The sequence below is a fragment of the Pseudomonas baetica genome (assembly GCF_019733355.1).
GTDB lineage: Bacteria > Pseudomonadota > Gammaproteobacteria > Pseudomonadales > Pseudomonadaceae > Aquipseudomonas > Aquipseudomonas baetica_A.
This window is the reverse complement of the sequence record NZ_JAIHLQ010000028.1, coordinates 1-11,599: the sequence shown is the minus strand read 5'-3', so window position 1 is coordinate 11,599 and position 11,599 is coordinate 1. Positions and strand designations below refer to the sequence as shown.

The 11,599-nt window shown below is 60.2% G+C and carries 14 protein-coding genes; 12 read left to right on the top strand and 2 right to left on the bottom strand.

The window, feature by feature from the left end; genetic code table 11:
- Positions 1-53: 53 nt before the first annotated feature.
- Positions 54-524, top strand: a complete 471-nt coding sequence (locus tag K5E40_RS23070; protein ID WP_221732785.1) for a prepilin peptidase — start codon at positions 54-56, stop codon at positions 522-524.
- Positions 525-649: 125 nt separating this feature from the next.
- The gene (locus tag K5E40_RS23065; protein WP_311775974.1) at positions 650-1,426 is read left to right on the top strand and encodes a response regulator transcription factor; all 777 of its coding nucleotides are present in this window, start codon (positions 650-652) and stop codon (positions 1,424-1,426) included.
- 37 nt (positions 1,427-1,463) lie between these two features.
- On the opposite strand, the gene K5E40_RS23060 is transcribed toward K5E40_RS23065, so the two are convergent.
- Both K5E40_RS23060 and K5E40_RS23055 read right to left on the bottom strand, forming a co-directional pair.
- Positions 1,464-1,871 carry a response regulator gene (locus K5E40_RS23060; RefSeq protein WP_221732783.1) on the bottom strand — a complete coding sequence of 136 codons (408 nt, stop codon included), beginning with the start codon at positions 1,869-1,871 and terminating at the stop codon, positions 1,464-1,466.
- Between the two features lie 59 nt (positions 1,872-1,930).
- Positions 1,931-2,134, bottom strand: coding sequence for a Flp family type IVb pilin (locus tag K5E40_RS23055; protein WP_221732782.1), 204 nt, complete (start codon positions 2,132-2,134; stop codon positions 1,931-1,933).
- A gap of 339 nt (positions 2,135-2,473) precedes the next feature.
- Between K5E40_RS23055 and cpaB the strand changes: the two genes are divergently transcribed.
- From cpaB to K5E40_RS23005, 10 genes are all read left to right on the top strand, one after another.
- Positions 2,474-3,421 carry a Flp pilus assembly protein CpaB gene (cpaB, locus tag K5E40_RS23050; RefSeq protein WP_221732781.1) on the top strand — a complete coding sequence of 316 codons (948 nt, stop codon included), beginning with the start codon at positions 2,474-2,476 and terminating at the stop codon, positions 3,419-3,421.
- A gap of 21 nt (positions 3,422-3,442) precedes the next feature.
- Positions 3,443-4,693 carry a type II and III secretion system protein family protein gene (locus tag K5E40_RS23045; RefSeq protein WP_221732780.1) on the top strand — a complete coding sequence of 417 codons (1,251 nt, stop codon included), beginning with the start codon at positions 3,443-3,445 and terminating at the stop codon, positions 4,691-4,693.
- Positions 4,690-5,880: a pilus assembly protein gene (locus K5E40_RS23040; protein WP_221732779.1), complete on the top strand. Its 1,191-nt coding sequence runs from the start codon at positions 4,690-4,692 to the stop codon at positions 5,878-5,880. The genes K5E40_RS23045 and K5E40_RS23040 overlap by 4 nt, the downstream gene beginning before the upstream one ends.
- Entirely contained in the window at positions 5,877-7,148 is a 1,272-nt protein-coding gene (locus K5E40_RS23035; protein ID WP_221732778.1) for a CpaF family protein, read from the top strand. Before K5E40_RS23040 ends, K5E40_RS23035 begins: the two co-directional genes overlap by 4 nt.
- A gap of 10 nt (positions 7,149-7,158) precedes the next feature.
- On the top strand, positions 7,159-8,043 hold the full coding sequence (locus tag K5E40_RS23030; RefSeq protein ID WP_221732777.1) for a type II secretion system F family protein: 885 nt from the start codon (positions 7,159-7,161) through the stop codon (positions 8,041-8,043).
- Positions 8,040-8,930, top strand: a complete 891-nt coding sequence (locus K5E40_RS23025) for a type II secretion system F family protein (protein ID WP_221732776.1) — start codon at positions 8,040-8,042, stop codon at positions 8,928-8,930. Before K5E40_RS23030 ends, K5E40_RS23025 begins: the two co-directional genes overlap by 4 nt.
- A 10-nt stretch (positions 8,931-8,940) precedes the next feature.
- Complete coding sequence (locus K5E40_RS23020; RefSeq protein ID WP_221732775.1) at positions 8,941-9,630, top strand: tetratricopeptide repeat protein; 690 nt, start codon at positions 8,941-8,943, stop codon at positions 9,628-9,630.
- 11 nt (positions 9,631-9,641) lie between these two features.
- The gene (locus K5E40_RS23015; RefSeq protein ID WP_221732774.1) at positions 9,642-9,920 is read left to right on the top strand and encodes a DUF3613 domain-containing protein; all 279 of its coding nucleotides are present in this window, start codon (positions 9,642-9,644) and stop codon (positions 9,918-9,920) included.
- Between the two features lie 476 nt (positions 9,921-10,396).
- A complete protein-coding gene (locus tag K5E40_RS23010) occupies positions 10,397-10,759 on the top strand; it encodes a DUF6124 family protein (protein WP_221732773.1) in 363 nt (120 codons plus the stop codon).
- Positions 10,760-11,226: 467 nt separating this feature from the next.
- The gene (locus tag K5E40_RS23005) at positions 11,227-11,589 is read left to right on the top strand and encodes a DUF6124 family protein (RefSeq protein WP_221732773.1); all 363 of its coding nucleotides are present in this window, start codon (positions 11,227-11,229) and stop codon (positions 11,587-11,589) included.
- Positions 11,590-11,599 lie beyond the last annotated feature (10 nt).

Here is an 11,599-nt window from a genome sequence, read left to right as displayed (position 1 = left end):
ACTGCTTAATATCAGCATAGAATCATTCAGCCAAAACGGACGTTTTTTACCGCATGCACAGCTTTGTCCTACTGATCTGGCTGACACTTTGCGCGGCGCAGGATGCCCGACAACGGCATATCGGTAACGGCCTGACTTTGGGTGTTGGAGGGTTGGCCACCGTTTATCTACTGACGACCGGCAACACTTGGCTCGGCGCCGAAGCGGTTCAGGGAGCCTGGGCGGTGCTGCTGGCCTTGGCGTTCACCCTTCCTGGTTATGCGCTGAAACGTTTTGGCGCAGGCGATGTGAAACTAATGACAGCCTTTGGTGTTGCGACGGACGGTGCTCACCTGCTCGGGGTGTTTATCGGCGCGGCGCTTGCCAGTGCAATCTGGGTCCTGCTGGGGCCAAAGCTCTGGTTGCATATGAGTCAAAGGCTTAGAGAACGTCTTCGATATATGGAGCCTGAAGCGTCAAAAAAGCTGCCATTTGCACCGTTCGCGCTGGCAGGCTCAATGCTCACCTTGTTGTGGTTCCATTAGTCGCCCCTTGTCAGTACTGCTATGTACATAGTCGGAAAGTGGGTCTACTTTCAAATCAGTGTTTGTACGGCAGCGTGCTGTAAGTACAGGAACGGTCAGTCTTTGGCCCGGGCATGGAGTGGCATGTGAACGAGCTTACATCTGTTGTAAAGGTGCTGGTGGTCGACGATCAACCGCTGATTGTCGAGGAACTCTGCGAACTCATCGAGAGCAGTGGCTACCGTTGCGTGCCTTGCGAGTCGAGCAAGCAGGCCATTGAACAATTCACCGAGGACACCGCCATTGGCCTGGTGCTGTGCGACCTGCACATGCCGGACATGGACGGCATTGAACTGGTGCAGGAACTGCAGCGGTTGTCGGGTAAACATCGGGTCTTCGAGGCCATCATGCTGACCGGGCGCGCCGACAAGCAGGACGTGATCAAGGCCTTGCGTGCCGGCATTGCCGATTACTACCAAAAGCCCATTGACCTGGACGAACTGCTCGAAGGTTTGCAGCGTCAGGAAACGGCGTTGCGAGAACGGCAGAAAACCCTGCAGTTGGGCCACCTCAATCAAAAGCTGCAATACCTGTCTGAGTCGATCGACGATCTTTACCAGGACCTCGACAAAGTACGCCGCGGACCTTCGACGATGAGTGAAGACGCGTCGAGTGATGGAGAAGGGGTGGAGATGCCGGCTATTTTCAATCAATTGTCGCCACGCCAGCTCGATGTCGCACGGTTGGTGGGCAAGGGCCAGACCAACTACCAGATTGCCTGTGAACTGGGGATTACCGAGAACACAGTCAAGCTCTATGTGTCGCAGGTCTTGCGCCTGACGCACATGCACAACCGCACCCAATTGGCGCTGGCGTTGTCGCCGAGCAATTCGGGCATGCGTCAACGGGTGACCGCACACTGATCCCCTCTGACCCCGGTGTTATGCGGGGTCAACTACCTCAAACGATGTGGGCTTTGGACTTAGGAAACAGGTTGTCCAGGGTTTCCAGCAACCGTACGTGATAGATCGGTTTGCGGAACAGGTCCAGCACCTGCAGGCGCAGCATATCGCTGACATCCTCCATGTCGGCATGCCCGGACGTCACGATCACCGGCAAATGCTGGCGTGAAGTGTGTTCACGCAGCCGCTTGATCAGCGACATGCCACTTTCTTCGGGCATGCGCAGATCGGTGATCACCAGGGCGATATCCGGGTGGCGGGTCAGATGGTGCAGGGCCAGCTTCACCGACGTGGCGGTATGACAGGTGAAGCCTTCACCCTCCAGCAACTCCGCCAGCTCCAGCAGTGCGTCCTCCTCATCGTCGACGAGGAGCAACTGCTGGCGCGGAGTGTAGGAAGAGTTCATGGGCAACACCTGCAATGGACTGAGTGCTGACGGTAGAACCCAATGGGCGCGTTTACAAGTTATCCGCCCAGCGCGGTCTGGATCGAGGTCAGAATCGCCGTGACCTGAGTACCTATGCCCGTCCCGAATGCGGCAATCACCAGCGCCACCAGGCCGACGACCAGCGCGTACTCGATGGCGGACGCACCTTCAGTGTCTTTGCCCAAGCCTTTGAAGAGGGCGAGGTGAGATTTGATTTTTTGAGCAACCTTGGAATACGACATAAGCAATCTCCTTGGGGCACACCAGGTGTTGCGCGTTCGCAACATGATTTCCCTGTGCCACCCTCAGCATTGTTGGCAATTGCCACCCCTTCAACTGTAAGAACGGATTAACACCTAAGTAGTAGGGCGCCGTTTAACGGCAGAAAACGACATTTGGCGCGTTAGACCTCTACTTTTGCTGGATATTTCCCACTTCGTAATGGCGTTTTGTTCTGCCTGCGCTACGGTTAAATAGCGAAATAGTTACTTGTTCATAGCTGCCTGATTGCGAAGTTATCTCGTTGGAATTCACGGGACATTGCATGAGAGACAAAGCGCTGCGGGAAAGGGAGAGCCGTCATGAACAGTCGCGTCACTCTGGGTCTGGCCGGGTTGTTTTTTGTGGGCGCCATCATTGCCGGATATTGGGGGCTTACCTTGAGCCGGGCACCGGTCGCTGAACCGGTCGCTACCCCCGCCACTGAGCCTGTGGTGCCGTCAGCCGTCAAAACCGAACCTGTGGAAGACCCGACGCGTCAGCCCGTCGTGGTGCTGCTGCGAGACATCCCGCCGTTCGTGAAAATCACCGCCGCCGACGTTGCCGTGGAGAAACTTCGCACCGCGCCTGCCGGCAGCCTGGGCAATGTCGATCACGTCATCGGCCGGGCGCCTTGGCGGCACTTGAACGCGGGCAGTTGGCTGAGTGACGAAAGCTTCGAATCCGGCAGTTCACTGGCCCGCATGATTCGCCCCGGCGAACGGGCGGTGGCGGTGGCGGTGGACGAAGTCATCAACGCCGGCGGGCAATTGGCCCCCGGCGATTACGTCGACGTGCTGCTGTTCCTGCGCAAGGACGAAAACAATCCACAGCCCTCGGCACAACAGGTGGTGTCGGCGGTGCGTGTGCTCGGCGTCGGCAGCCAGTTGGGCCTGACCAACGACGGCCAGCCTGCAGGTCCCGCACGCAGTGATGAGGAGCGACTCAAACAGGAACAACAGCGCCTGGCCGCCCGCAGCGTGCTGCTGGCCGTGCCAGAGCCGCTGGTCAGCCGCTTGATGCTGGCGTCCAGCGCCGGTGTCCTGCGCCTTGCCGTGCGCAGCGCGGACGAACAGCAACTGGCGAAATACTGGGCGGGCGAAAACAATGTCGCTACCCAACTCGACACGCCTCGCCGCGAACTGATCGAGTTCAGTCAACTGTCCCAGACCCTACCGCCCAAACCCATGGCCGTGGCCAGCCAGCCCGGCCCACGCAAACCCGCCGTCGAAGTCATCCGCGGTGCTGAAACCGCCCAAACCACACCCTGAATCGAGCAAGGACGCCTTTACATGCGCATACGCTTTACGCCTCTGTTCAACGGTTTGCTCTGGGCCTCGCTGCTGAGTGTCACCTCGATCGGCAGCGCCGGCGCCGCCACCGGCAATTGCGCCACGTTGGGTCCATTGCCCTCGGTGCTGGAAGTCGGCGAAGGTTTGCAGCAGGCGTTGCAATCGCCGGTGGCGATCACGCGGGTCGCTGTAGGCGATCCGAAAATCGCCGACGTGCGTGCCACCGGCGATAAGGCCGTGTTGCTCACAGGCGTTGGGCCCGGCGCAACCACGCTGATGATCTGGACGGCCTGCGCCAGTGCTCCACGGCAAAGCATGGTGTTCGTGCAAGGTAAGGCCAGTGCGGCGATGAAGACCGTTTCCCTGCCGGCCACGGATGATCCGACCTTGCCCTCGCAGGTGCAGACCGACATCCGTTTTGTTGAAGTCAGCCGTACCAAACTCAAAGAGGCCGGCACCTCGATTTACGGCAAAGGCTCGAACAACTTCCTGGTCGGCGCTCCCGGCACGGTGCCCGGCACCGGAGTCAGGCCGGGTACGGTGCCGATCACTGCGCCGAACATTCCCTTGGCCAACGACATGTTCAACATTGTCTGGGGCGGCGGCAGCAGTAAATTTCTCGGCATCGTCAACGCATTGGAGGGCAGCGGTTTCGCCTACACCCTGGCGCGCCCGAGCCTGGTGGCGTTGAGCGGTCAGAGCGCGAGTTTTCTGGCCGGCGGCGAAATCCCGATCCCGGTGCCCAGCGCCAACAGCAACAGCTACTCCATCGAATACAAGGAATTCGGCATTCGTCTGACGCTGACCCCGACCGTGGTCAGCCGTGACCGCATCGCCCTCAAGGTCGCCCCTGAAGTCAGTGAACTCGATTACAACAACGGCGTGACCATTGGTGGAACCACGGTGCCGGCCTTCACTATCCGCCGCACCGATACCAGCATCTCGCTGGCCGACGGCGAGAGCTTCGTGATCAGTGGCTTGATCAGCACGCAAAACGCTTCCCAGGTGAGCAAATTTCCAGGGCTGGGTGACATTCCGGTGATCGGCGCGTTTTTCCGCAATTCATCAATCAACCGCGAGGAGCGTGAACTGCTGATGATCGTCACCCCGCACCTGGTTCAACCCCTGGCGGTCAATGCACCACTGCCTTCGCTGCCCGGGGAAAAACTGCGCAACTACGACCCCAACTGGTATCGCCTGTACTTCCTTGAAAACGGCAACTTCGATAAACGCAGCGGATTATCGCAATGAGCCAGAGCCTGAATCAGACCTTCCTCGCCATCACCCGTAACGACACCGATCTTGAGTGGCTGCAAGGCGCGCTAGCACCGCTGGGGCAGGTGGTCAGTGCTGGTGGCGGCAGTCTTGATGAGCTGCTGGCGCTGGTCGACGTCACCTGCGCCAGCCTCGTCTTCGTCGGACTCGACCCCGAACATCTGGTGGCCCAGAGCGCGTTGATCGAAGGCGTTCTGGAAGCCAAACCGATGCTCGCCATCGTCGCCCTCGGTGACGGCATGGACAATCAGCTTGTACTCAATGCCATGCGGGCCGGCGCGCGAGACTTTGTTGCCTACGGCTCACGTTCCAGCGAAGTCGCCGGGCTGGTGCGGCGCCTGAGTAAACGTCTGCCGGCGGTGACGCCGAACACCCCGTTGGGTGGGCTGACTGTGCTCTACGGTGTGCAAAGCGATGCTGACGGCGCACTGCTGGCCAACCATATGGCGCTGGTGGTGCACAAGAGCGGTCAACAAACCCTGTTGCTGGATCTGGGGCTGCCCCACGGTGACAGTCTGGCCTTGCTGGGGCTGGAGAGTTCATTCCATTTCGGCGATGCGTTGCGCCACTTGCGACGCCTCGACGCGACCCTGATCGACAGCGCCTTCACCAGCACCGAAGCCGGTCTGCGCATTCTCGCCTATGCCCCTGCCGATGAGCCGCTGGAGCGCACCAGCACTGCGGAGCTGTACATGTTGCTCAGCGCCTTGCGCCAACACTTCCAGCACATCGTGGTCAACCTCACCGGCCAGCCTGACAGCGAAGCGCTGCGCACCTTTGTCAGCCATTGCGACAAGTTGCTGTGGTACACCGACCAGAACGTGCTCGACTGCCGGCGCAATCTGGCGGTGCTGAACCAGTGGCGCGAGAAAGGCGTGAAACTCGACCACGGCCGCTTGCTGGTGGATCGCTACCTGCGCAACGTTGCGCCCGACTCAGAGGCACTGGGCAAAACCTTCGGCCTGGAAGTGATCGCCGTGCTCGCCTACAGCCCGGAACTGCGCCTCAACGCCAAAAATCAAGGCGTGACCCTGTTCGAACTGGCGCCGCGCGAAGCCCTCAGCCAAAGCCTGCGCACCCTCGGCGAGCGATTGGCAAAACGCTCTGAAGGCCTGACCAAACCGAAGGTCACCTGGTTCGACCGCTTGCGAGGCACCTCATGAACGGCGAGCAATTGTTTGGCGGCCCACAGCGCCAGGCGACCGGTAATACCGATCACGATGGCCTGAAACTGGTGCTGCACCGCTACATCATCGACGCCATCGAAGAGTCCGGGAAAAACCTGCTGGAGGGCTCGCGTCAGGTGCTGGCGCAATTCGTCATCGACAAAGTCGCCGAATACATCGCACGCCTGCACCTGGCGATTTCCCGTTATGAAATGGAGCGTCTGGCCGAAGAAATCGTTGATGAACTGACCGGCTTCGGCCCGCTCGAAGTGCTGCTGCGCGACAGTTCGGTGACGGAGATTCTGGTCAACGGCCCGCACAAAGTGTTTATCGAACGCGATGGCCTGCTGCACCTCAGTGACCTGCGTTTCATTGATGCTCACCACGTCGAGCGTGTCATGCAGCGCATCCTGGCGCCGCTCGGTCGGCGTCTGGACGAGTCGTCACCGATGGTCGATGCGCGCCTGCCCGATGGCAGCCGGGTCAACGCCATCATCCCGCCGATTGCCCTCGACGGCCCATGCCTGTCGATCCGCAAGTTTCGCAAGGATATGCTCAAAAGCACTGACCTGATGGCGATGCAAACCATCGATCAGGCGATCTACGATTTCATTCAGGAGGCGGTGGGCAAGCGCTGCAACATTCTCATCAGCGGCGGCACCGGTACGGGCAAAACCACGCTACTGAACATTCTCAGCCAGTTGATCAACCCCAGCGAACGCCTCGTGACCATTGAAGATGTCGCCGAATTACAACTCGGCCACCCGCATGTCGTGCGCCTGGAAACCCGGCCACCGAATGCCGAGGGCCATGGCGAGGTCAAGGCCAGCGACCTGATCCGCAACGCCCTGCGGATGCGTCCCGACCGGATCATCCTGGGCGAGATCCGTGGCGTCGAAGTGGTTGATGTACTGACGGCAATGAACACCGGTCACGACGGCTCCATGAGTACCGTGCACGCCAACAATGCCCAGGACGCCTTGCTGCGCCTGGAAACCCTGGTGGGCCTGACCGGGCGCGCCATCGCCGAGCGCACCCTGCGCCAGATGATCTGCGCCGCGCTGGATGTGGTGATTCAACTGACGCGCCTGCCCGATGGTCGGCGCTGCGTCAGCGAAGTGGTGGAAGTGGTGGGCGTGCGCGAGGACGTCTACGTCACCAACACCTTGTTCCGCCTCGACCGGCGCACAGGCTTCGGTTTTCTGCGTGAGGCGGTCAACCCGGCCGGCGACAAGCTGCGCCACGAATCGACGCTCGCGCACTGAGGGCCACGGCATGCTTAAAGCGCTGCTGCTGTACTTGCTCAGTCTGGCGTTGTTCGGGCAATCCATGCGCCTGTTCTATAAGGCATGGCGTCTGAGCGGTGCCACTCGTGTGATGGAGCGATTGAATGAGGGACAGCCGCATGAAAACGCACCGCCAACGCGTTGGGCGGGCCTTGAACGGGCCTTCTTGCGCGCGGGTCTGGGGCGGCCGACCGAACGTCTTGGTGCATGGATCCTGCTCTGGATGTTCGCCATCGTGCTTAGTCTGGCGCTCGCCGGATGGATCGGTGTACTGGTGATGGTGGTGTTGCCGCCAGTGGCCGTGCGGTTGTACGTCAGTTGGCGCTACCAACGGCGCTTGCGACGGATGATCGAGCAACTGCCGCAACTGCTCGATTACACCGTGCGCAGCCTGAAGTCGGGTCGCACGTTGGCCGACGCGGTGCTCGGTGGCATCGAGGCCAGCGAAGAGCCGCTGAAAAACGCCATGGGCCGGGTGCAGCGCAACGTCCAGTTGGGGGTGAGTTTGCCGGACGCGGTGTCGGATCTGGCCGAACTCTACGAGCGAGACGAGTTTCGTCTGTTCGCCCTCGGCCTCAAGGTCAATCATCGCTATGGCGGCAATGCCAGTGAGTTGCTTGAAAACCTGATCAAGATGATCCGCGAACGCGATCAGGCTGCGCGCCAATTGCGCGCCATGACCGGTGAAACCCGCCTCACCGCGTGGGTGCTGGGATTGTTGCCGATTGCCATGGCCGGGTATTTCCTGATGGCCAATCCGGTTTATCTGGTCGCCATGTGGCACGATCCGTCCGGGCAGCGAATGCTCGCCACGGCGTTCGGCATGCAGGTGATCGGCAGTCTGTTGCTCTGGCGGATGTTGCGCAGCCTATGACGACGCCTCTGATGATCAGCGCCTTGTTGTTGCTCGGCGCCGCCGTGTTACTGATCGCCCATCTGCTGGAGCAGCGTCGCCGCGCGCGGCAAATCATCCGGCGACTGGACGGCGACCTGATTCGCGAAAACAGCCTCGGCAACCTGTTGCAGTCGCTCGGCGAGAGCAAGGTCGGGCAGCACAGCGTCAAGCTCGACAACGAAACGCAAACCTTGCTCAGCCGTCTCGGCTGGCGCAGCGCACGACAGCGTTCGCTGTTCGCTGCGTGTCAGATCGGTGCGCCGTTGCTGATGCTGGCCCTGGCAGTGCTGTTGCAATCGGTGTTTTTCCCCACCGTGGAAAAACAATGGATCGCGCCGTTGTTCGCCCTCGGCGTCGGCTACCTGCTGCCCAAGCGGTTGCTGGTGATGGCCGTTGCCCAGCGACAGAAACAACTGGCCAGTGAGATCGGCACGTTTATTCCGTTGCTGCGCATCCTCTTCGAGTCCGGCATGGCCGTGGAGCAGGCACTGCGTGTGCTGAGCCATGAAGGCCAAGCGTTGCTCCCCGTGCTGACTCATGAATTGCGCCTGGTGCTGGCCCGGGTCGACTCGGGCCTTGAACTGGGCGAAGAACTGAACAAGGCCACGCAACTGTTGGCGGTGGATGAGTTCACCGACACCTGCGTGATTCTCCAGCAGTTGCTGCATCAGGGCGGTGGAGCGATGAAATCGCTGTTGTCGCTCAAGCAACTGCTCGATGACCGGCGCCTCACGCGCCTGCAGGAATACATTTCGAAGATGTCGGCAAAAATGTCCGTCGTGATGATGCTGTTTCTCTTCCCTGCATTATTGATCGTCCTGGCCGGCCCGGGCTTCACCGCCCTGGCCAAGGCATTGGGGGCATGAAGGAGTGGTGATGAAAGCAATGATGGCTGGTGTTTGCCTGTTGTTGCTCGGTGGCTGTGCCAACACCGGGCAAAACCCCTGGGAGGCGCTGACCAACAGCGCCAGTTGCGGCAAGTTGAGTTCCGATCAGCAACTGTCGCTGAATCTGGCCGACGACATGGCCAACGAAGGCAAGCTCCACGCCAGTCTGGCCAACCTGCAAAGCCTGCCGGACAACCTCGCCGACGTGCGTCTGCGCAAGGCCAGGGTTCACCGCTTGCTCGGTCGCAGCGAGGCCGAACCTTTGTATCGCAGCTTGCTCGGCACATGCCTGGCGGCCGAAGCCGAACATGGTCTGGGCCAACTCGCGGCCGCGAAGTCCGACTACGGCCAGGCGCAGGCGCACCTGCAACGCGCCGCACGCCTGGCCCCTACCGACGAAAAAATCCGCAACGATCTGGGGGTGGTCTACCTCAATCAATTGCGTATCGAAGACGCGCGCTTTGAATTCCTCACGGCCATGGAACTCAAGCAGAGCGATCAATTGGCCGCGCTGAATCTGGTGACGCTGTTGCTGTATCAGGATGACTGGAACCGCGCCGCCGAACTGGTCAGCCGCCTCGGCCTGAGCCCCGCGCAGTTCAGCGAAGCACAGAGCCGTGCGGAAAAACTCAAAGTGCCGAGCCCATCTCCCGCCGCCGTTACGGCGATGCTCAAATAAGGAGACCCGCGATGAAAACCATCATTGTTTGCCTGGGCTTGCTGGCCCTGCCGCTCACCAGTCACGCCATCGACGCCGGTCCGGCCTCGGCCCAGCAACAGGAAACCGAAGGCTGGCTGCTGCTGCAAAGCCGCAACAAAGTGGCCTCGCCAAAACCTCAAACACTCACGCCGACTGAGCGCGAGCTGGTGATGCAGCGTTGGCTGAAAAGCTACCAGCATGAGATCCCGCCGTTTTTCGATCAGGAGCAGGGTGGCAAGGTCAGCAGTGGAACGGGGGGCGGTGGCTGACAGTATTCAGCAGGCTAACCGCGTTATCGTTCTTCGCGAGCAAGCCCGCTCCCACAGATTGAAATGCATTCCACGATTTGAAGTGCATACCCCTGTGGGAGCGGGCTTGCTCGCGAAGAGGCCCGTACAGTCAACCCATCACTTTCAGATGTTTAAACATGTGTGAATTTTGCGGAGCCTTCCCACAAAGTTTTCAGGTTGTCCGTCGGACGTGCGCTCACTAGTCTTGGGCGGTCGCTGACACCTCAGCGATCGGGTGTGGAAACCTGAATTCTAAGTAGATGCATTGCATCAGCACCGTAATCGTTGCCGACGTCTTCGTTCGTCTGCAAACTGCGTCGCGGCGGCTGTGCGTGGGCAGACTTCGGTCTGGCCGATTGCCTACTTATCGGTATTTCCACCCTGCGCACAGTTGCCACCTTTTTGTTGTGTGGAAACGACAACAGGTGGCTCCTTTAACCAAGTAGGAGCTGTTAATGGACAAGCTGATTCCCGATCCCCCCCTCGAAACCACCACCCCTCTGGCCGAAGCCCTGCGCGCCGATGACCAGGCGAAAAGCCGGGAAGCCATCAAGCGCGCGCTCGATATCTACCTCAGCCCCGATCCCGTCAAACCCCGACAATCGAGCACGATGTTCCTCGTCAATCCGAGCGTCGACACCGAAAGCCTGCTCGCCCACGCCTGCGAATCACTGGCCAGCGCCAGCGCGGCGGCCAACAACTTTGCCAATGAGCTGAGCGGTTCGCAGCGCAGCACCGTGTTGGGCATCGCGCAGATGGTCATGCTCGCCGAACTGGCGGTGAACCGGGCGCTGGATCGGTTAGACCCGCCGACCTGACTTGCAGGCTCACCGCGTTATCGTTCTTCGCGAGCAAGACCGCTCCCACAGGTTGAAATGCATTCCACGACTTGAAGTGCATACCCCTGTGGGAGCGGGCTTGCTCGCGAAGAGGCCCGTGCAGTCAACCCATCACTTTCAGATGTTTAAACATGTGTGAATTTTACGGAGCCTTCCCACAAAGTTTTCAGGTTGTCCGTCGGACGTGCGCTCACTAGTCTTGGGCGGTCGCTGACACCTCAGCGATCGGGTGTGAGAACCCGGCAACTTATGGTCATTCAGTATCTGTGCACGCATAATCGCCGCCAGCTTCGCTGTCGGTAAATGCGTCATGGCGGCTGTGTGCGGGCAGACTTCGGTCTGGCCGGGTGTCCATAACCGGTATTCTCACCCCGCATATAGCTGCCACCTCTTAGCCCCGTGAGAATGGCAATGAGTGGCGCAGACGACTGTGGAGAATTGTTTTAATGGACAAGCTGATTCCCGATCCCCCCCTCGAAACCACTACCCCTCTGGCCGAAGCCCTGCGCGCCGATGACCAGGCGAAAAGCCGGGAAGCCATCAAGCGCGCGCTCGATATCTACCTCAGCCCCGATCCCGTCAAACCCCGACAATCGAGCACGATGTTCCTCGTCAATCCGAGCGTCGACACCGAAAGCCTGCTCGCCCACGCCTGCGAATCACTGGCCAGCGCCAGCGCGGCGGCCAACAACTTTGCCAATGAGCTGAGCGGTTCGCAGCGCAGCACAGTGTTAGGCATCGCGCAGATGGTCATGCTCGCCGAACTGGCGGTGAACCGGGCGCTGGATCGGTTAGACCCGCCGACCTGACTTGCAGGCT